Annotated in this window: 17 protein-coding genes; 5 read left to right on the top strand and 12 right to left on the bottom strand. The window is 41.5% G+C overall.

What is annotated here, in order from left to right:
* Positions 1-5 precede the first annotated feature (5 nt).
* Entirely contained in the window at positions 6-986 is a 981-nt protein-coding gene (locus A9260_RS03415) for an HlyD family secretion protein (RefSeq protein WP_068696221.1), read from the bottom strand.
* Entirely contained in the window at positions 976-2,394 is a 1,419-nt protein-coding gene (locus A9260_RS03410; RefSeq protein WP_197485244.1) for a TolC family protein, read from the bottom strand. Before A9260_RS03410 ends, A9260_RS03415 begins: the two co-directional genes overlap by 11 nt.
* Positions 2,395-2,806: 412 nt before the next feature.
* Between A9260_RS03410 and A9260_RS03405 the strand changes: the two genes are divergently transcribed.
* Positions 2,807-5,158: a fatty acid cis/trans isomerase gene (locus A9260_RS03405; protein ID WP_068696217.1), complete on the top strand. Its 2,352-nt coding sequence runs from the start codon at positions 2,807-2,809 to the stop codon at positions 5,156-5,158.
* A 129-nt stretch (positions 5,159-5,287) separates the two neighbouring features.
* Here A9260_RS03405 and A9260_RS03400 read toward each other — a convergent pair whose 3' ends face one another.
* The 8 genes from A9260_RS03400 to A9260_RS03370 form a co-directional block, all read right to left on the bottom strand.
* Positions 5,288-6,184: a DnaJ C-terminal domain-containing protein gene (locus A9260_RS03400; RefSeq protein ID WP_068696215.1), complete on the bottom strand. Its 897-nt coding sequence runs from the start codon at positions 6,182-6,184 to the stop codon at positions 5,288-5,290.
* 217 nt (positions 6,185-6,401) lie between these two features.
* Positions 6,402-6,725, bottom strand: a complete 324-nt coding sequence (locus A9260_RS03395) for a bactofilin family protein (RefSeq protein ID WP_068696213.1) — start codon at positions 6,723-6,725, stop codon at positions 6,402-6,404.
* A gap of 8 nt (positions 6,726-6,733) precedes the next feature.
* Positions 6,734-7,681: a M23 family metallopeptidase gene (locus A9260_RS03390; protein ID WP_068696211.1), complete on the bottom strand. Its 948-nt coding sequence runs from the start codon at positions 7,679-7,681 to the stop codon at positions 6,734-6,736.
* Between the two features lie 131 nt (positions 7,682-7,812).
* Positions 7,813-8,169, bottom strand: a complete 357-nt coding sequence (locus A9260_RS03385; protein ID WP_068696209.1) for a YibL family ribosome-associated protein — start codon at positions 8,167-8,169, stop codon at positions 7,813-7,815.
* 112 nt (positions 8,170-8,281) lie between these two features.
* A complete protein-coding gene (locus tag A9260_RS03380) occupies positions 8,282-9,154 on the bottom strand; it encodes an NAD(P)-dependent oxidoreductase (RefSeq protein ID WP_068696207.1) in 873 nt (290 codons plus the stop codon).
* A 205-nt stretch (positions 9,155-9,359) separates the two neighbouring features.
* Positions 9,360-10,076, bottom strand: a complete 717-nt coding sequence (locus A9260_RS03375; protein ID WP_068696205.1) for a YebC/PmpR family DNA-binding transcriptional regulator — start codon at positions 10,074-10,076, stop codon at positions 9,360-9,362.
* Between the two features lie 106 nt (positions 10,077-10,182).
* The gene (locus A9260_RS16545) at positions 10,183-10,392 is read right to left on the bottom strand and encodes a DUF3283 family protein (RefSeq protein WP_082957035.1); all 210 of its coding nucleotides are present in this window, start codon (positions 10,390-10,392) and stop codon (positions 10,183-10,185) included.
* Positions 10,393-10,540: 148 nt separating this feature from the next.
* Positions 10,541-10,738 (bottom strand): hypothetical protein, encoded by a 198-nt coding sequence (locus A9260_RS03370; RefSeq protein ID WP_068696203.1) that lies wholly within the window; start codon positions 10,736-10,738, stop codon positions 10,541-10,543.
* 266 nt (positions 10,739-11,004) lie between these two features.
* Between A9260_RS03370 and A9260_RS03365 the strand changes: the two genes are divergently transcribed.
* Positions 11,005-11,493 carry a hypothetical protein gene (locus tag A9260_RS03365; RefSeq protein ID WP_068696275.1) on the top strand — a complete coding sequence of 163 codons (489 nt, stop codon included), beginning with the start codon at positions 11,005-11,007 and terminating at the stop codon, positions 11,491-11,493.
* 97 nt (positions 11,494-11,590) lie between these two features.
* Here A9260_RS03365 and A9260_RS03360 read toward each other — a convergent pair whose 3' ends face one another.
* A complete protein-coding gene (locus A9260_RS03360; protein ID WP_068696201.1) occupies positions 11,591-13,567 on the bottom strand; it encodes a replication initiator protein RctB domain-containing protein in 1,977 nt (658 codons plus the stop codon).
* Positions 13,568-14,923: 1,356 nt separating this feature from the next.
* Between A9260_RS03360 and A9260_RS03355 the strand changes: the two genes are divergently transcribed.
* A complete protein-coding gene (locus A9260_RS03355) occupies positions 14,924-16,144 on the top strand; it encodes a ParA family protein (RefSeq protein ID WP_068696199.1) in 1,221 nt (406 codons plus the stop codon).
* A gap of 3 nt (positions 16,145-16,147) precedes the next feature.
* The gene (locus tag A9260_RS03350; protein WP_068696197.1) at positions 16,148-17,122 is read left to right on the top strand and encodes a ParB/RepB/Spo0J family partition protein; all 975 of its coding nucleotides are present in this window, start codon (positions 16,148-16,150) and stop codon (positions 17,120-17,122) included.
* A gap of 73 nt (positions 17,123-17,195) precedes the next feature.
* Here A9260_RS03350 and A9260_RS03345 read toward each other — a convergent pair whose 3' ends face one another.
* Complete coding sequence (locus A9260_RS03345; protein WP_068696194.1) at positions 17,196-18,461, bottom strand: mechanosensitive ion channel family protein; 1,266 nt, start codon at positions 18,459-18,461, stop codon at positions 17,196-17,198.
* 185 nt (positions 18,462-18,646) lie between these two features.
* Here A9260_RS03345 and A9260_RS03340 point away from each other — a divergent pair, with 185 nt between their 5' ends.
* Complete coding sequence (locus tag A9260_RS03340) at positions 18,647-20,704, top strand: tRNA(Met) cytidine acetyltransferase TmcA (RefSeq protein ID WP_068696192.1); 2,058 nt, start codon at positions 18,647-18,649, stop codon at positions 20,702-20,704.
* Positions 20,705-20,755 lie beyond the last annotated feature (51 nt).

Genomic DNA, 20,755 nt, shown 5'->3' with positions numbered 1-20,755 from the left:
GTTATTTACTCTTGCTCATCAAGAGTTAATGACACACTCATTCCAATGCGAAACTCACCTTGATGATCAAGAGGACGCGCTTCCACTTCAAAAGTGCGCAAATCAAATCCTTGGCTACTGTCTGTTGCTCGCCACGTAGCAAAGTCGCCCATCACAGCAACGTGAGTAACACGAAAGCGAACTTCATCATCTAAAGCGGGTACAAAGGCGCTAATTTCACTGTCTTTAGCAAAATGTTTGAGTAGATCTTCACGCACATTAAACACCGCCCATGAATCAAGTGTATCAATCACGGTGACGACCGGAAATCCTTGCGGCGCTAATTCACCACTGTGCAATAGCACTTGTGATACTTCACCATCAAACCAACTCGCAATTTGAGTATCTGCGGCATACGCTTCCACTTCGGCTACTGCGCCTGCTGCCATACGCGCTTTTTCACTGGCTGCTTTTTTAGTCTCTGAGCGAGCACCTTCTTTAGCCAGTAAATACATCTGATAAGCGGCATTTTCGGTATATTTAGCGGCTTGCCATTGGGTGTAGGTTTCGTCGCGTTTTTGCTCAGCTACCACACCATCTTGATAGAGGTTATCGACTCGGCGGTAGGTTTTCTCCATTAATGAAGACGCCGCTTTGGCTTTACGCCATTGATCGCGAGCCGCGGAAATTTGCTGTGAGCGTGCGCCGTTTTCAGCTTGCTCAGCAAGCGCTCCTGCCGCTTCTTGCCCTGCGCGAGCTTGTTCTAGTTTGGCATCAATTTCTGGGCTATAAATGGTGAAGATAAGATCGCCCTTATTCACCAAATCGCCTTTTTTAACATTAATGGTATCAATACGGCCTGCAACCTTAGAGGAGATGCTGTATTGCTGAGCCGTCATTTGCCCCTGAATACGAATAGGTTCAGGTTGATAAGCTTGATAAAAGCCGTACCCTACAAGGCCAACTAGGGCTAACGCCACCACAGCAATAGGTTTCTTAGTTGACATTGTTTTCTCCTTGCTCAGTTGCAGGTTGCGTCGTTAAACGCGCTGTATTCACGGTTTTATTAGGACGGTCTTCATATTGGCTAAAGGTGTTCATTTTTCCACTTAGGGCAAGTAATTTATTGAGGGAGATTAAATAGTTAAAGCGTGCGACATGTTGCTGTGTTTGAATGCTCGCAAGGTAAAGCTCAGCATCGACGACATCAAGTGAGTTAGATAAACCTTGGCTAAACATCTTGCGACGTAAGCGTAAGTTCTCTTGCGCGAGCTCAATACTGGAATTCAAACCTTTGACTTCTTCCATTGATTGCTCAGCTTCTAAATAGGTTTTTTGTACCAATACTGCCAAGTCTTGTTTTGCTTGAGCGCGTAAATGGGTAATTTGTAAAACCGCGCTGTGAGCGGCTTGCAATTGTCCCGAACGACCACTGGTTTCCAGTAGCGGAATGCTCACCCCTACCCCAACAAACCAATCCGGTGTTAACTGAGCGGTAATTGAATCCCCCTCATATAAGTTGTAATCACCGTACAAATAAACATCAGGATAATATTTTCCCTTTTGCACATCCGTGAGCCCTTTAGCTTGTTTCTCCTTGGCATCAAGAATGGATAGCCCTGGATAGCTGACTAAAGTTTCGGTGGTATAAGCACTTAAAGGCGGTAAATTGTCATTGATAAACAATTCACTAGTGGGCGTTACTGTCTGAGATTGATTAAGAATTTGAGTTAATGCGCTGCTGGCAATTTGTAGATCTCGCTGTGCTTTTTTTCGATCCACTCTCGCTTTAGCTAAAGAGGCATCGGCTTGCAGTTTTTCCACTCGCGCGATTTGACCTTGCTGTTGGAGCTTATCGGCAAAACTGGCGTGTTGCGCCAATCCATCTTCAACGGATTGGTAAGTAGTGACAACTTGCTTGGATAACACAACGCCAAAATAGTATTTAGCTAAATCTTCAAATCGAGCTTGTCGCTCCATCTCTAGTTGCGCGCGCGCTTCATCGGTTTGCGCCGAGGCAATAGATTGCGCAGAGATGATTTTACCGCCAGTAAAAATAGGCCATATTGCGCGAATGGATGATGTAAATACGTCTTTTTCTGACAACGTTGAATAGGAGTTGGCTAAAAACGGCAGTGAAATCGGTGGTAGTGGTGTCGGCGTCGTAATACTGTCTAATAGTTGCTCACCACTTAACGTGACATCATCATCAAGACGTGTGTAGTTTGCACTTAACGTTACAGAAGGCAGGTTTAGGCTCTTCTTTGCATTTTGAAGATTCTGATAACGATCAATATTTGCTTGGCTAGCCGCTAACGAATTGTTTTGCTGCTGTACCAACTCCCACGCTTGTGAAAAAGTGACATTTTGAGCATTCACATTTAATGAACATCCAAACACTAATCCAGCGACCATACACTTAAATTTCAACTTCACGCTCTTCCTTGGGGTGTCCACACCATAAAATTAGAGTCAATACTCTAATTAATCTTATTATTGATAACAATGATGTTTATATAGAACTGTTAAGTGTAGCTCGGTATTTATATGTTTTGTGTGAAAAACGAATGAAAAGGTAGAAAATTCATGTAATTAACAGGGCTGAAATATGCGAAATAGTCGAATATTTTGCGAAACACACCCCCAGTATCCATAAGTAGCGTAACTATCTTGCCTCATGAATTGTTATTAGAATGCTGTATAAATTGACGAAATGTAAAATAGGATTCAAAATCATACTGTTAGGAGCATTAATATGATGCTGACCGTAATAATCCATTAATTGTATATACGACATAGAAGTCTTTTCTTGAGGACAGGGAAGTTAATGAGAAAGTTCACCATCACAGCCTTAATCATCTTATTCGCCGGCTGTTCATCTTATGTAGGATTAAATTTTAATGATCTTTTTGGGCCAGAAGAGGTTCAACAGAGAAATGTGCCATTTGAGACATCACAAGCTCACTATTTCATCGATGAAATCAAACCTATTTTAGATAAACGCTGTGTCGTCTGTCATGCTTGCTACGATGCACCCTGCCAGCTCAAATTAACCTCAGCAGAAGGCATTGATCGCGGATCAACTTTAGCGGCGGTCTATCAAGGGGAACGACTTACTGCCACCAATCCAACACGCTTATATGAAGATGCCTCTTCGACCCAACAATGGCGTGAGCATGGATTTTATCCGGTATTAAATGAACGTTTGCAACGCGCCGATGCCAATATTGAAGCAGGAGTGATGGCGCAACTTTTACTACAAAAAGAGCAATATCCACTGCCAAATGATGTCATTCTTGACGACGATGATTTTGATTTTAGCCTAAACAAAATCAATGTCTGCCCAACATCCGATTCTATAACAGCATTTAAAGAGGAGTACCCTTTATGGGGGATGCCTTACGGAATGCCCGCTCTTTCTAATAATGAGCAGCAAACACTACTGGCGTGGCTTCGCCAAGGGGCAACGATGTCCGAGCCTGCTCCTCTTTCTGCAAAAGAAGCACAGGCTGTAGAAAAGTGGGAAACATACTTCAACCAAGATGATTTAAAGCGCCAGATCACCAGTCGTTATATTTACGAACACTTGTTTTTATCTCATCTGTATTTTTCAGAGATCAATGAACGTCTTTTCTTTAGTTTAGTTCGATCTTCCACGCCACCAGGCGAGCCTATTCAGCGTATTTCGACACGTCGTCCTTATTCTGATCCGGGCGTATCACGAGTTTATTACCGCCTAGCACCTGAGCGAGAAACCATCGTTGATAAAACGCACATGCCTTATGCGCTCAATCAGCAAAGAATGGATGATTATATAAAGTGGTTTGATCGCAGTGATTACCACATAGATAAACTGCCTAGTTACAATATTAATGTCGCTTCTAACCCTGTTTTAGCATTTTCTGATATTCCAGTAGAAAGCCGATATCGCTTTATGTTGGACGAGGCACAAAACACCATTATGGCGTACATCAAAGGGCCAGTGTGTCGAGGTCAATTAGCACTCAATGTTATCAATGACCATTTTTGGGTGTTCTTCATCGACCCCACCGCTTCCAGTAAACATGACTCAACAGAGTTTTATAAAACTCAAGCCCAGAACATGAAATTACCTAGCCAATTGGACAGCAATACAACGCCATTATTTAACTGGTTAAAATTCTCAAAAAGTCAGTCTCTTTATCTCTCTGAAAAAATGGACTTTATGAACAAACAATTTGCCAATGGAGAGCACTTAGATATTCCTCTAATTTGGAATGGCGATGGTCATAACCCCAATGCAGCGTTAACCATTTTTAGACACTTTGACAGTGCTAGCGTGGCTAAGGGACTAGTCGGTAATCAACCTAAAACCGCGTGGGTCATTGATTACGCGCTGTTAGAGCGTATTCACTATTTGCTGGTCGCCGGTTTTGATATCTATGGTAATTTTGGTCATCAGCTGATCACGCGTATGTATATGGATTTACTGCGAATAGAAGGTGAAAGTAACTTTATTGCTCTACTACCTAAAGAGTCGCGCCATCAAATATTGTCCAGCTGGTATGAAGGACAATCCGTTGAATTTTCAGACTATTTAACTCGTAACGCTCATCCGTTTAATCAAGAGTCTGGGGTGGAGTACCGCACCAATAAGCCTAAACAAGAGTTGCTTACGCGACTTGCCGAACATGTCTCTGTCTCACTCACCGATCGCTATGAAATTAGCAATACACCATTAAAACGCGACAGTGAATTGAAATTATTGGAGCTGCATACCCTAGTCGGTGGCGGCATTGAGTATATCCCGCAAATATCCATTATTAATATTGAAGCCGATACTGGCCAGCAACACGTTTTCACACTGCTGCATAACAACGCGCACACCAATATTTCCAGTCTCTTTAATGAAGAAGATAGCCGAGACCCTGATCATGACACTCTTACCTTAGTGAATGGCATCTTGGGCAGTTATCCGAGTGTATTTTTGTCGCTACAAGAAAGAGAGATCCCCGAATTGGTTAAACGTATTCGTGAATTAGACGATGATGATGACTACGAAGAGATGCTCGATAAATTTGCAGTAAGACGCACCGATGTACGGTTCTGGCCTTTTAGTGACAAGATTCATGCATGGTATGCAAAGGATCAGCCTGTTGAATATGGGCTGTTGGATTATAACCGATATGAAAATCGCTAATGGCTGACCTACACTACAGACTAAAAAGGCTCCTTACACTTATGCGTGAGGAGCCTTTTGTTATTACTGAGTGCAAATATCAATCGTAATAAGTCACTGATTAGCCTAGCGATTTACCACAACACTTAACTAAAGTGTCGCTTTGAACTGCTGAAGGATCTCTTTTTGCTCATCAGTTAAACCTGTTGGGGTTTGTACATGAATGCTGACCAATAAGTTACCTGTATTACCTTTGCGGTCGGTAGCGCCTCTGCCAACCACTTTAAACTTACGACCCGTTTGCGTGCCTGCGGGTACTTTTAGTTTAAAACGGCTATCAAGCACAGAAACCTCAACCTCTCCACCTAAAGCGGCAGTGACAATATCAATATTGGTATTGCAGATAATATCATTACCGTCTCTTTGCAAAAATGCATGTTCACGGATCACAATAGACAGCAACAAATCACCGGCAGGCCCGCCATTTGAACCCGCTCCGCCTTTACCAGAGAAGCGAATTTTTTCACCCTCTTTAATGCCGGCAGGAACCTTAACATTGATTTTTTTCTGTACGCCATTGATGGGCAGATCAACAGGAAGTTCTGTTCCTTGAATCGCATCGACAAAATCAACGGTGAGTTTAAACTCATGATCTTGTCCTTTTCTAGCAACTGGACCACGACGACCGCCACGAGCTTGAGAGAAAATATCCTCAAAGCCGCCAAAGCCTTGGCCTCCCTGACGGAATCCTCCACCAAACATATCTTCAAAGCCTGCTCCACCAGCATGTCTGCCATGAGCGCCTCTTTGACCAAAACCACTGTCATCAAACGCAGCATGACCAAATTGATCATATTGCTGACGTTTTTCTTGGTCGGTTAAGATTTCATATGCTTCTTTGATTTCTTTAAATTTATCTTCCGCTTCATCACTGTGATTTTTATCTGGATGGTACTTCATTGCTAAGCGTTTATAGGCTTTTTTAATCTCTTTTTCTGAGGCAACCTTGGAGACACCTAGCACGTTATAATAATCGGCTTTGGACATGCTATTTCTCACTCTTATCTATATATATAAAGGCGCTTGAGTTCCCTCTACACCTTGAATGTCCGCTAGTTTAAGTTTTACAAAAAGTAATTCAACTATTTATACCATCACAGTAAGTAAGTGAGCAGAAGAATGCTAGTAGCAGGACAACTATCAACAATAAAAAAGCCACTTTACAGTGTAAAGTGGCTTAGTCATTAACCAAAACTATCGACAATTAGCTGTTTGAAGCTTGTTTTACTTTAGCAGCATTAACCTGCTTTTCTTTTGACGCAAGCTCGACAACTTGTTCTTTTTGCGGTGGACGAGTATCGCCGTTAAATTTACCGCCACGCTCAATGCTCAGATCGTCAGTATAAATAGTACCTTTAACCTGACCATTTTCTAAGATCTCGACTGAAGTTGCATGACACGAGCCTTCAACATAGCCATTGATGATCACTTTTCCCGCAAACACATCGCCAATAACGCGACCTGATTGACTCACAATCAACGCCTGTTCCACACTCACTTGACCTGTTACCGTGCCGTCAACATGCATATCACTCTCTAGCTTGAGTTGTCCTTCGACTTGGCAGCCTTTTGCGATGAGAGTTGTAGCTGACTGCTTGCTCGGTGTTCTATCCTTTTGACCAAAGAGTCCCATCTAATACCTCGTTCTTTTTCAAATAATGATTCAAAGTTATTTGCACTCCACTCATGAAAAGCCAATGGATCTAACGCACGCCCAACAAAACGAATCTCATAATGAAGATGAGGACCGGTTGAAAAGCCTGTGTTACCTGAATAGGCAATAAGCTGACCCTTCTCAACAAAGTCTCCTGATTTCACTTTGAACTTTTGTAGGTGTGAATAGGAACTGGAAAAGCCATAGGAATGCTGTAATCGTAAGAAATTACCGGAGCCCGTTTTACTTGGTCGAACAACTTCAACAACACCATCAGCGGTAGCGTAAATCGGAGCCCCTGTATTCACGGCGTAATCTATACCACGATGTAGGGTCTTTTTGCCTGTTTTAGGGTGAATTCGATAGCCGTAATGTGAAGAGACTCGCACATCCCCAGCAGGAGAGCCGTTAGGAATGTTGTTGAGCATATAAAGACGAACAGATGAGGTGACAGCGGCGGCATCTAAACGGCTTTCTAATTCACCGTCTTTTTCTGCAACGCCAAGAACAACTTCTAAATCTCCAAGCCTATCAGACACTTGCTGCAAACGTTCTTCACGAGCACCAAGATCGCCTTCCAATTCAACTTTAAGATTTTGCAATTGTTCTACTTCTTCACTCAACTTGAGTGAATGGTTTTGCAACTCTGTTTGCTTGGAAAGAACAAAATCAACTTCATTATTGAGGTAGTGAATTGCAATGCCAGCGGCAACAATTGCCGCTATAAAAAAATAGCCAAAACCCTTTAAGCAACGCTGTAATAATTTCCCCATTTGGAAATGACGCGTGCCATCCACAGTCGATACTGTGACTATTACATGTTCTTTCATTAATACCTTGCTGACTGATTACTTTTTGACCGATACGTATTTTACTTGAACCGTCGAAATCAGCAAGTTTAAATCTCATTTTTGATAAGTAGAGGCTATTTCATTGTATTTTAAGGATAAAATACCTTCAATTAAAACTCTTTGTCTGCAAAGCCCGTCACTTCATCAACACGTAACGCTTTGCCTAGCTTAGTTAAAGGGTGCACAACAACGATGCCTTTTACGCGACGTTTAAGTTGACCCATATCCGCTTGTTCTTGCTTAGTGATTGGACGAGAAAACGGCTTATCAGATAAATCTTTACGCTCTTTGTTAAGATCGTAGCTTTCTTTATGTTTAAGCTGAGCCACTTGTTTTTCTAGCTTTGCAATCTCTCTTTCGAATTGAGAAATAATTGGCTGATCGCGACGAATAATAGCCGCTTCTAGTTTATGCTTCGCTTTATCAATACGATTGTTCAGGTTTTGAATTTCTTTTTTTGCAGACATGTTCCGCTCCTAGTAAAAAAAACGTGCTGTCCTAAGACTGCACGTTAAATGGAATATGTGAAGTATATCGCGTGTTTGCCCAGGACACGACACATTGATTCAGAAAAGCTGACTATTGGGCTTGTTTACGTATTGCTTTGAGTAATACAGAGGTATCCATGCGACCTAAACCTTCCTCTGACAGTGCTTTGTAAGCATCAGTACTGGCTTGAGTAAGAGGCAACTTTAGATCGTGCTGCTTGGCTTCTTCCAGACAAAAGCCCAGATCTTTGATCATCCAGTCAATGGCAAAGCCAAAATCAAACTTATCTTCGGCCATAGTTTTAGCGCGATTCTCCATTTGCCAAGAGCCCGCAGCGCCATTTTTTAAGCAATCCACTAGCGTTGTGACATCTAAACCAGATTTCTCAGCCAGAAGTAGCCCCTCTGACAAACCCGTTAGTGCGCCCGCAATGCAAATTTGGTTAACCATTTTAGCGCGCTGTCCCTGCCCTGCCTGACCCATCAATACCGAAGATCGAGCATACGCATCAAACACAGGTTGCATTGCAGCAAAGTCAACTTCTTCACCACCACACATAACAGTTAACACGCCGTTTTCCGCGCCTGCTTGACCCCCCGATACCGGCGCATCCATAAATCGAAGTTGTGCTTGAGAGCAAGCCTTCGATAACTCTTCGGCAAGGTTGGCCGAAGTGGTCGTATGATCAATCAATATGGCATTCGATTTCATGTGAGCAATTGCGCCAGAGAGCGAAGTTGTCACGCTACGCACGTCATCATCGTTACCCACACAAACTAAAACCACATCAGAGCCTTGTACGCACTCTGCCACGCTTTCAAATGCTTGCCCGGTGTATTCACTCGCCCACTGCGTCGCTTTACTTGCAGTACGGTTATATACACACACCTCAAAGCCCGCCTTAGCCAAGTGACCCGCCATTGGGTAACCCATCACACCTAAACCTAGAAAACTGACTCGCATTGCTCACTCCTGTCTGTTAATGCAAAACAGGGATAAGAATAACACGGCAACGGACTACTAAGGAGACTTACGACTGAACCCCGGTAAAGTCTTGGCAAAGATACTTCAGATAACGGGTAAAATAAGAAGGGAAAAACGCAATAGAGCAAGCGAATGCTTGCTCTATTCTATCGTCAGCTAAGCCAATGGCTGAACTGAGTAACGATTATACTTCAGCGTTATGATAAACCTGCTGAACATCATCACAGTCATCAAGAAGATCGAGGAATTTTTGGAATTTCTCAGCATCTTCACCTGTTACTGGTGTTGGAATTTGTGGAACAAAAGTGATCTCTTCCACGTCCATTGTCAGTTCAGGGAACGCATTGTTTAGGGCAGTCTTAGTTTTGAAGAACTCAGTGTGCGGAGAGAATACAGTAATCACACCGTCTTCTAGCTCAACGTCAGTCACGTCTACGTCATCCATCATTAGCGTTTCTAGGATAACTTCATCATCTTCACCTTTAAACTGGAAAACAGCTTGATGATCGAACATGTGAGAAACAGAACCTTCAACACCAATTTTTGCGCCTGTTTTAACAAAGCACTGGCGTACGTCTTGGAAAGTACGGTTGCCATTATCAGTTAAGCAATCAACGATAACACTTGTGCCACCAGGGCCAAAGCCTTCGTAACGTGCTGGTTGATAGTCTTCACCACCGCCGCCGTTAGCTTTATCAATCGCTTTGTCGATAACGTGCGCCGGCACTTGGTCTTTTTTAGCTTTTGCGATTAGGTGTTTTAGAGACAAATTCATGTCTGGATCTGCACCACCATTTTTCGCACTCATGTAAATTTCTTTACCGTACTTAGAATAAACTTTAATTTTTGCGCCAGCTGTTTTGGCCATTGAGGCCTTGCGCACTTCAAAACTTCTTCCCATCGGGATCTACTCTCTAATTCTATATGTCTAAGAAAAAGTCACAGTTACCAACTTAGACCAATCCTGGTAAGTAACAGTGATTGATATTAAGGCTGATGATAAAGAACTACCTTACATTCATCATCTGTCGATACTTCGAAACAGACTCGTTAAACCAAAGCAAATGTTGTTCACTTTTAAGTTTATTGCGTTGCTCTGAAATTTCTAGTTCAGTACCTTGCGAGTGTTTCACTTTCCACACCAAATAAGATGCTTGTTTGTCCAACTCAACGCGGTATTTATCTTCTGTAGGAAGATTAGAAAGATTTATCGACATGTGAGGTTTTTTACTGCGAATTCGTGACGTGTAATATAGCACAAATTCTAGTGAGGAAAAAATGGGTAAATTTACACTGTAAATGAAATGATTTTATCGGGGTAAAACAAAGCTCACCATTACAGTGAGCTTATCGTTTGATTAGGTATTAATGTAATAAACCTAACTCACGGGCTTCTTCTAGCGTCAATCCACTTTCCCTGATTTCTTGCATTTGTTCTATTCGGCGTCTTGCCTCTGCAGATTTCAACTGTTTATTCGAAGTCGTCGCGGAGATAGTGTTCAATTCATCCCACGAACCCGCGAGATCTTGCATCTCTTCTCGGCTGATAGAATTAATAGACATCGGGTTGCTCCTAGAATAACAAATAAATAATGGGCGTTTGCCCTTGAAATACAAAAGAATCACCAATTAGCTTTTATAAAATATTGGCTCATCTAACGTTTGTATTGATAGCAACCTAGCACCTTAGTGTTAAGGATTTTTGAATCAAAATGTGATGAAACCATCAGCGGATTTTTACTTTTGTGGCGGTGATTGCATTTGACTACATTTTAACCATTTTTGATTTACACTTAATAAACCTAAGTAAAGATAAAAGAGTCAAAATCGTGAACCAGCTAGCTCATTGGCAACAACAAATTTCACAGTGGCACTCGCAACGAAAGCATGATCAAGTAGAGATCTTAGTGCAGCTGATTAACAACCCTCCTGCTGAGCTTTGGGGGCCTGAGCTCACCGCAGAACAAAGCCAAGGATTAGGATGCTGGTTAGATGGTTGCGCTCGTATCTATCAATATCAACTTGAACAAGGCGATACTACAACGGCTTATTCATACTTGTGTCTTGCCCAAGCACGCTTAGAGGATGTGATCTGTAGAGCGGAGGTGGATCAGAACATACGATTATGTTGCTGTCGCAGGTTAGAGCAGGTGATGGTGCTTATTTTTGAGTTTTGTAAGAAGCAGCATGGGAATAACTGGCGAGAAGAGCTTAAAAATCAGATTGAAACGCACATTAAATTTTTAACGCACTACCCTCTTAATGAAGCGCCAATCCCAATACTTAAACCCTGTAGAAACGAAAAACGATCCGCATAATAGCCAGTGTTTGATCATTTAAACGATCTTAAATAACTCGCTTTAGATAACCACTGTCTTTAAATAACCAATGTTTAGCCACTATGCGGAAGCATGATCAAGAACCGGATGCGATCTCTCGTAGTACGCGCATAACAGTCTCATCGTAATGCCCTTCTAAGATCTGTCGGCAGACTTTACGCCTAACCGCTAAACCTAAGATCAAACGTTCGATCGACAGATGTACTCCTTCAGAATCTTGGTTATACAATTCGATCGTACGGCTCAAGTGTTCATAACTGATCACTTTGTCTGCAACCTTTAACCAATCAAGCTTCTCTAAAAGCTCCTGACACTCTTCACGAATAGATACTGGTGAATGTCCGGTCATAGCCGATAATGCCGTTATACTGCGTTCTAGAGCTTCTGGTGAAGTATATTTAGTTAGACTGATGGTGATCTCTTCAGCATTAATCTCAACCAAATGTTTACGCAGTTTAACTCGACGCCCTAAATTACCTCTAGGAGACGCCTTTTTACGTTGAATAGGCTCAAACTCACCATCAATAATTTCAGCGAGCTCTTCCAGTTTTTGTTTCGAGACCATTTCGTGTCTAAGCGGATTGGGCAGCGTTGGGGCCATATTACGCTTACCGGCATTCGTGGTGCGCGCGCGCGCGTAACGAATCACTTCTTCCGCATTACACTTAATATCGACTTGGTAATCTTTGACCTTTCCTTTGCCCTCAATGACCGTCAAAGTCAGGTGATAGCCCCATAAGTTGACCACAAACAACTCATCATTGCCTTTGCCATTAGACAGCTTTTTAAGTTCACGCAGCAGATCCATCGAAAAACGACGCCATTCGATGTTTCTTGCCAGCTTTTGGTTTAGCTCACTCAATAGCATGCTGTCATTGGTGCGGCGCGACATACGGCTTCTGAAATAGGAGTACAGTTGGAACACCAAGGTATGCTGACGTAAGATCTCTGGTGGAAATAAGAAGAAATAATCTCTAGTGAGCAGTTCTTCATAGAACGATGGCTCCCACACCAGAATATAAAGATTAGGTTTGATCTTGATCTCGCCTGCTTCATTTTCTGTCGGCGCTTCTTCTGAGGCGGTGATCGTTCTTGCTAGAAAACGGAAACGATCACTTTTAAAACCTTCTGGCATGTTTTCGCTTAACCACTGACCGGTTAACTCATGCAACTGAAAATCAGTGTATTCGATACGATCAATACTATCTCGGATAGAATCTCGCGCCGGTCCACTGTCTTTTTTTCCGCGTAGCGATAAGATATCAGTGATGTACAAAGGCGTTTTATTTGGCGCTATTTGAGCATTGATATGATAGCTGTCTTGGTGATGATCGTGATACTGAACTGTCAATGTGAACAAGGCAAACAGCGTCATTAAATCATCAACGGTCATAATATGTTTGGACGATCGTGTTTCAATTATTGCGCGAGTTCCAGAGATTGAGACCATTGATTTTTGATAATTCTTACGTGTTCTTGGCGGCGCTAATGCTTGATCAATGATTCCGGCCCAGTTGGTTGGGGAAACAACAAATTGATCAGCTTCATCTAGCATTGCTGGTGGATTATTCAGTCCATGCTCGCTAAGTAGTTGTTTATTCACATGAGTTTGAGCTAATGCTTGGGTTTTTTTCTTTTTGGCTGTTTTCTTAGACGTTTCGGTTTGTAAACTTCCAGTGCCAAGAGTGGTGATCAGTAACGATGGATTGACAAATTTATGCAGCATTGTTTTTCCAGCAAGTCCAGTTTCAAAACGAACAGGTGTTTGGGCAAACAGACCAATGCTTACGGCCGCTCTAAGGCGTTGCTGAATAGCTGCGCGGGTGATTTGGCCATCCGTCGCCTCAATGAGTTCTGTTGTTGATACCAGGCCATCTTTGCTGCTCATTCCACGTAAAGAGATCAAATTGAGTAATTCGACGATGCTTTTGGTGACACCTTTAAAGTGCTGGTATTGTTCTATCCAGTCAATCGCTGCATTGTTAACTTCAAACAGATGGCCATCTTTATGACTTCTTGGCGGTTTAATTAAGATCTTTTCGTCATTGCTCATTTGTCATCCATTTACATTACATCGTAACTTAATCATTGTTCCGTATAGCTTAAGAAAAATTCTTTTAAAAATAAAGAAAAAATTTGGATTGTTTTTAAAACTGATCTTTATGATTAAAACTGATCTTATTGATATAGTGATCTAATGATCCGGGCGTTGATTTGCTTTTAACTTATTGATTTTTAATTATTATATTTTGAGCGGGATCGGAACGATGATCAACATGCTATCGTAAGCATGATCATATAAAGCCCGTAAACATGATCAGTGATATTTGGAAATATGATCAAAGATGAATTAGAACAATGATCAAGAATCGGTTGAAAGCATGATCATTAGTCATAAACATGTTATCCACATCAGATTTGAACATAAATCATACACAGAAGATAAGATCGCGATCTGAATGTGAGGTTATGTTTAAATTTATTTGAGATTACTACCCTGCTGCTTATTTTTGATCCAATTAATTATTGGAAAACTGATCAAGAAAGTCATCGTTCCACCATATTCGCTGTTTATGGTTATCTGGACGATTGAAGTAGAGTAACTACATCGGTTTTATTGGTCTGCTACTTTGATTGTAAACTACCAATAAATAACAACAAGTTATCGCTTTTTATGGAAGCATGATCATGAAAAGTAGTATTTTGTCCGTTAAAGGCTGATTCGTAAATGGATTTTGCATTAATTATCCATCAAATACCCTAAATGCCCATTCTAATTGATGTTTCCCGTAATTTAGCGGCTCGTTTACATGCTTCCGAGGTGCGTGATCACTTGATCATTGATCCGATAAAGATCTTTTAATCAAGCAGATTGAGATTTTGTACATCACGCCTGTTAATCCTGCTTATTCCCTTGATCATGGTTCCTAAATGATCGCGTTGACTGTTTATTTACTTTTATTGCGTGTGGAATGATGATCAAGGATTGCTCTTGATCATCGTTCCCATATTATAAAAACTTGAACTTAGAATAATGCTGCTGGCTTATTTTTGTATTCTAGTTATGCACTACCCTACTTTTAACCGTTGTTTTCCTATTAATTGTATTTTTGGTTATTGACTGTCAAATGACCGTAATTCATACAGCTTCTATCATCGTTCCGTTAGTTTTTCTTTGTTATGCTGCTTTTTTAACTTATTTCTCTGTTTACATTGTAAATAAGTGACACCTGTAACGTTTAAAATCTGCAGTTATTTCTGTGTAATTAGCCGTGTAAATATGAGCGCTATTATTGTTATTTAACAGGCTATTTATGTGATTCAACTCATTAATAAATGTTCAGCACTTTATTGTATTTATATCTATTAGCTGTACAATTAACTGAGTCATACATTTATGGGAAGAATGATGAAAAGAGAATCCACGATAGATAATCTCTACCGGTTAGCTGAGCAAACGAAACAGGTCCAAGCTGATCGTATTGAAATTGTATTGGAAGAGCGCAATGATGAGCACTTCCCTCCTATGTCAAAAGCTTTAATGGAAACCCGCTCGGGTTTGACTCGCAGAAAGCTTGACGATGCAATTAGTAAATTGGAAGCCAAAGGGCATCAATTTACAAAGAACAACGCTAATCACTACTCCATCTCATTAGAGGAGGCTCATCTTTTGATGGAGTCTGCCGGTGTTGAAAAATTTCATCAGCGTAAGCGAAATCAAAATAATAAACCTTGGGTTGTGAACGTTCAAAACCAAAAGGGTGGTACAGGTAAATCGATGACAGCGGTTCATCTTGCTGCTTGTTTAGCGCTAAACCTTGATAAACGTTACCGCATTTGTCTCATCGATTTGGATCCACAAGGTTCATTGCGTCTGTTTCTTAATCCACAAATTAGCATCAGTGAACACGAGAATATCTATTCTGCTGTGGATATCATGTTGGATAACGTGCCAGATGAAAACGAAGTAGATTTGGATTTCTTGCGTAAAAATGTACTGCTGCCAACGCAGTATCCAAATCTTAAAACCATTTCAGCCTTCCCTGAAGATGCAATGTTTAATGCTGAAGCTTGGCAGTCTCTTTCTCAAGATCAGTCATTAGACATCGTTAAATTATTAAAAGAAAAGTTAATTGATAAAATTGCTGATGACTTTGATGTGATTATGATTGATACCGGTCCACACGTTGATCCACTGGTATGGAATGCAATGTACGCATCAAATGCGCTACTTATTCCATGTGCGGCTAAGCGATTGGATTGGGCATCAACCGTTAACTTCTTCCAGCACTTACCAACCGTTTATGAGATGTTCCCAGAAGACTGGCATGGCTTAGAGTTTGTTCGTATGGTGCCAACCATGTTTGAAGACGACAACAAGAAGCAGGTTTCGGTTCTGACCGAGATGAATTATCTTCTGCAAGATCAAGTAATGATGGCAACAATTCCAAGAAGCCGTGCTTTTGAAACCTGTGCTGATACCTATAGCACCGTATTTGATTTGACCCCTGGTGATTTCGAGGGCGGCAAAAAGACATTAGCTGTGGCTCAAGATGCGGTTCAAAAGGGCGCATTAGAATTAGAACGTGTGCTGCATAGCCACTGGGCGTCATTAAATCAGGAGGATTAAGATATGGCGATAAAAACATCCGACTTGAACGCCAAATTATTTGGTAAAGCAAACAAGCGTAGAGCAACAACACCAACAGAAGCGCAAACAGCAGCCAAAGAAAATGCTCAGGTTATTGAGTTAGCTGTTGCAGGGCAGGAGATGGTCTCGTTTCAGTTACAACGTATTGCTGCATCTGATATCGAAACACAAACCGTTGTATTTTCTGATAATGCGCGTGAACAGACATTTCTTAACGAACACGCTCTTTCCGATATTTTAGATACGCTTAAAGAGCGTGGTCAACAGTATCCAGCGGTTGGTCGTAAGAATGCACAGGGACAAATTGAAGTCCTTGATGGTAGTCGTCGTAGAAAGTCTTGTATCTTAGCGAACAAAGACTTTTTGATTTATGTTGCTGACGATATTAACAGTGAGCATGCTAAGTTTCTTTCTGATGTTGCTAACGCACACAAGCCTTTATCGCTTTATGAGCGTGGCCGTGAGATGCAAGCTAAGTTAGATTCTGGTGATATATCAGATCAAAAAGGGCTGGCTGCGTTGTTTAAATGCAGTGAGGCATTGGTTAGCGGCGCGTTAAAAGCGGCTTCTTTACCTTTGCCGTTATTGCAAGCTTACCCAAATGTCACTGAACTTGGCCGTCCGACAATCGTTAAGCTACATAAACAGTTCAACGAACTAGAGGCTAGCGCTCAGCAAGGTATTTTGGATAAATGCCAACAAGGTGGCGCTTATGTTTGGCAACGCTTTGATGGTATGAGCGAAGCTAAAATCACTAAACAGGTTTCGATTTTATTGGAAAGCTGGATTGCTGAGCTTAATCAAACTATCCATAAAGAGGCGAAAAAGCCGATTGAGTTGGTGAAAGGCAAAGCTAATTATATTCGCAAAGGCCAGTCGCTATCATTAAACTTGAAGAAAGTTGATGACTCTTTGGCTCAAGAGATTATTCAGTTTATCGAAAGTAAACTACGTTAGATTGAACTAATAGCAAGAATTTAAAAGCAAGAAGTTAAAAGCGGGTATCATTTATTTGATACCCGCTTTTTTGTTATATGACGGCAGAGTTTAGCTTTACGGTTTTCAGATTAAACTCTCTTAATATGGAATAGATATGATCGAACAGGTCAGCTTGAGCTCGTTCATAGTCTTTAATACTGGTTTTATTGACGTAGCAGTAAATCTCAATCGGTAAACCAAAATGATTACTCTCCAATTGTCTCACAACAATCGTTAAATCTTGAATGACCGCAGGGTGAGTAGACAGGTAGCTGGCTACATATTCACGAAAGCAGCCAAGATTGGTTAAGCGTCTAAAGTTTATAGGGTCGGCATCCTCTGGTAATGTTTGATTGTACTTTGCTATTTCTTGTTGCTTACGCAATATATAAGGCTTTAACAAACGAAAACGCTGCATGCGCTGCAAGTTTTCTGAATCCAGAAAGTCGATACTTTCAGTATCAATAAATAGTGCGCGCTTTATTCTTCTTGCGCCGGTTTCTTCAACCCCATACCAGTTAATAAACGGCTCTGTCACAAGAGTCTGAGACGGAATCATCGCAATGGTATTGTCCCAGTTTTTGACTTTAACTGTGGTGAGCGTGACCTCTTGTACTGTGCCATCAACATTGTGATTATCTAACTGAATCCATTCGCCAGTTGATATCATCTTATTGGCGGCCAGTTGAATGCCCGCGATAAACCCCATAATGGTGTCTTTCATGACAAAGGCAATCATACCGGCCATGACGCTGACACCTGATATCAGATAAATTGGGGTGCGATCTAAAATATGAGAGATGGTAAGAAGCACGGCAAGCGCGACAAATGACAGTTTAAAGAATTGCACTATTCCATGCAGTGGCAATCGATGACCGTAATGCTTGCTTGCCAGTAAAATTAATCCCAGGTCAAATACAGCAAACAATGCTCTTAATACGATAATGGCTGCGCCAATTTCTAAAAAGGCATTGATGACTTGACCTAAAATGCCACTTTTAGGAATGATCAGTTCAACACTAGACATCAAGAGGTAGTAAGGAATAATAACGGCCATCTTCTCAGCAAACTGCTTTTTATCTATGCTCAGCTTGGTTTTGGCATCTATATTTTTACTGTTTTTCTGCACAAACGTATTCGTGATATAGCGAATGACTAGATAAGTTGGAATAGAAAAGAATAAAGTGGCCAGCACAAGTGATAAGTCGGCGATAAAACTATACCGATCAAACGTAATGCCGATGAGAGAAAGTAGCTCGACCAGGATGTGTCCTAAGTGATCGGATACCCAAGTGCCTGCGGTTTGTGTTTCTTGCATTAAGATAAACCTCCATGTTTTATCCAAACACTATATTAAGCCTTTAATTTAGTAACAGTAAAGTTTCATTTCTCTTAAGCAACATTCTTATGATCCAAGGTATCGCTGCAGAGTGGCATCCATTCATTCTTATAAAGATTCTGCTATTCTATGCGCAGTTATTTAGCCCAATCTAAGGTGACCGCGTGTCGTATATTTCTCATGTTCAGCAGTTATTAGCTTTGCAAAACCAAGCTGTACATTCTTTGCATCGATGCGCTGTCGTTCTTGAAGGAAGTCGACAATGGCAGTGGCAAGTATTGCAATTACTTGGTCAGTCACATGTTTATGAACGCGCAATATTGTTAGGTGAAGAAAGCTTAGATTATTGTGAAAGCCTTTCATTTAAACAAGCTCGACAAAAAATTGGTCAAGAGTCTGATCTGATTATTGCCGATTTTAATGCAACGTTTGATGCTAATGGATTTACTGCAATCGCAGGTACCTTGAAAGGGGGCGGCCTGTTGGTCATTCTTCCTAAAGTTTCGCCTTGTTTAGCTTCAGATCTATGGCTAGAAGATGCTTGCCAGTCATTACACTTCATTAAAGAAACCAGTACCGATAGTGCAGAACTTGATAGTCACTCTGATATTCAGCACGGACACGTATCAAGGTTTACCGATCAACTGCAAGCAATAGATGCAGTGCAAAAAGTATTAAGCGGCCATAGAAAGCGCCCTTTAGTGATAACCGCTGATAGAGGCCGAGGAAAGTCCGCAGCCTTAGGTAAAGCTGCGGCGCGTATTCTTTTGCGATCGCCTAAAAAGATTGTGGTGACGGCGCCCAGCACTCAGGCAGTAAAAACTTTGTTTGAGCACGCCAGTAACGACCTTGGCTTACAAGCGCAAAGAAACTTTCTATTAGAATCCGATAACGGTGGCAGTATGCGGTTTGTATCTCCAGATGAATTACTCAGAGAAGAGATTACCTGTGATTTACTGTTAGTTGATGAAGCTGCTGCCATTCCTCTACCTATGTTAGAAGCGATTGTTGAGCATTATCATCGAGTCTGTTTTGCGACGACTGTTCATGGTTACGAGGGCTGTGGTCGAGGGTTTAGTATTAAGTTTGAAGCTTGGCTTAACATTCATAGACCGGGTTGGAGTGGCATAAAATTAACTGAGCCGATTCGCTGGAGCTCAGGTGATCCGGTGGAAGCATGGTTATTTGATACGTTCTTACTTGATGCGGAGGTTGAATCTTTTTCCTCTTCAAGCGTAACGGCAACGGATTTGTTAAAGCTTGATATGAGTAAGCTGGATTTTTCCAAAGGGCTAAAAGATTCTACTCAGTTAAGAAAGGCGTTTGCTCTTTTAATCAATGCTCATTACCAAACTTCCCCTAATGATTTATTTCAGTTACTTGATGATCCCAATATCAGTCTTTATCAAGTGATTGAGCAATCCCACTTGGTGGGCGTAGTACTTTGTGTTGCTGAAGGCGCTTTGAATATCGATCAGATGGAAGAGATTAAACTTGGCCGCAGGCGACCTGCTGGACACTTAGTTCCAATATCTGTGACGAGTTATACTGGCGATAATGAGCCTTCGTTGCTACGAAGCCTTCGAGTGATGCGAATTGCTGTTCATCCTCAGCTTCAAGGACAAGGTATTGGCAGTTGGATGTTGTCTCAACTTAGCCTATTACATAAAAACGACACGGATTACCTTTCAACAAGTTTTGGTATCACGGATGAATTGTTTCACTTTTGGCAACAGAATGCCTTTGATGCGGTTAGGCTTGGCAGTAAGCAAGATAAAGCCAGTGGTTGTTTTTCTGCGGTGATGGTGAAGTGTTTGGCAAATGACATGCAATGGAAGGGGAACGCTCAAGCTTTGTTGTATTCAAATTTACTGGATACCATTACAGACGTTCATCAGAATCTTCCAACTGAGCTTGTTCTGCCAATACTTAATAATTGCACTCAAGTGAATGAAAGCTTAAATGACGGCCTGTATTCACTGGTTTCTAACTACACCTTCGGTGGCAGTAATTTTGAATCGACGAGAGTGCTGGTTAAGCAGCTGCTATTAGAAAAACAACCTCTCAACAGCCATTCCAATCAGGTTCGTTTACTTACGGACCTTTGTTTAAAAAAGCTCACTTGGGCGCAAACGTGTAAACAATATGGCTTTAGTGGCCGTAAGCAAGCCGAGGCTGAATATCGACTCGCTATTCAACAATGTTTGCTCACTCGCAACTAGCGGTTAATTTACACTGTAAATCGGCCCTTCCTTAATAATAAGCTGAACTCT

Origin of the sequence: Vibrio sp. UCD-FRSSP16_30, assembly GCF_001676025.1 — a bacterium.
GTDB lineage: Bacteria > Pseudomonadota > Gammaproteobacteria > Enterobacterales > Vibrionaceae > Vibrio.
The sequence above is the reverse complement of the archived record's forward strand: the minus strand, read 5'-3'. Positions and strand labels throughout refer to the sequence as shown.

Bases quoted from the DNA above. Each gene is read 5' to 3' on its own strand.
- A9260_RS03350 (WP_068696197.1), top strand. From the start codon at position 16,148: ATGGCGATAAAAACATCCGACTTGAACGCCAAATTATTTGGTAAAGCA.
- A9260_RS03400 (WP_068696215.1), bottom strand. From the start codon at position 6,184: ATGTCCAAAGCCGATTATTATAACGTGCTAGGTGTCTCCAAGGTTGCC.
- A9260_RS03370 (WP_068696203.1), bottom strand. From the start codon at position 10,738: ATGTCTATTAATTCTATCAGCCGAGAAGAGATGCAAGATCTCGCGGGT.
- A9260_RS03410 (WP_197485244.1), bottom strand. From the start codon at position 2,394: ATGGTCGCTGGATTAGTGTTTGGATGTTCATTAAATGTGAATGCTCAA.
- A9260_RS03385 (WP_068696209.1), bottom strand. From the start codon at position 8,169: ATGTCTGCAAAAAAAGAAATTCAAAACCTGAACAATCGTATTGATAAA.
- A9260_RS03360 (WP_068696201.1), bottom strand. From the start codon at position 13,567: ATGAGCAATGACGAAAAGATCTTAATTAAACCGCCAAGAAGTCATAAA.
- A9260_RS03390 (WP_068696211.1), bottom strand. From the start codon at position 7,681: ATGAAAGAACATGTAATAGTCACAGTATCGACTGTGGATGGCACGCGT.
- A9260_RS03395 (WP_068696213.1), bottom strand. From the start codon at position 6,725: ATGCATGTTGACGGCACGGTAACAGGTCAAGTGAGTGTGGAACAGGCG.
- A9260_RS03405 (WP_068696217.1), top strand. From the start codon at position 2,807: ATGAGAAAGTTCACCATCACAGCCTTAATCATCTTATTCGCCGGCTGT.
- A9260_RS03355 (WP_068696199.1), top strand. From the start codon at position 14,924: ATGAAAAGAGAATCCACGATAGATAATCTCTACCGGTTAGCTGAGCAA.
- A9260_RS03415 (WP_068696221.1), bottom strand. From the start codon at position 986: ATGTCAACTAAGAAACCTATTGCTGTGGTGGCGTTAGCCCTAGTTGGC.
- A9260_RS16545 (WP_082957035.1), bottom strand. From the start codon at position 10,392: ATGTCGATAAATCTTTCTAATCTTCCTACAGAAGATAAATACCGCGTT.
- A9260_RS03375 (WP_068696205.1), bottom strand. From the start codon at position 10,076: ATGGGAAGAAGTTTTGAAGTGCGCAAGGCCTCAATGGCCAAAACAGCT.
- A9260_RS03345 (WP_068696194.1), bottom strand. From the start codon at position 18,461: ATGCAAGAAACACAAACCGCAGGCACTTGGGTATCCGATCACTTAGGA.
- A9260_RS03380 (WP_068696207.1), bottom strand. From the start codon at position 9,154: ATGCGAGTCAGTTTTCTAGGTTTAGGTGTGATGGGTTACCCAATGGCG.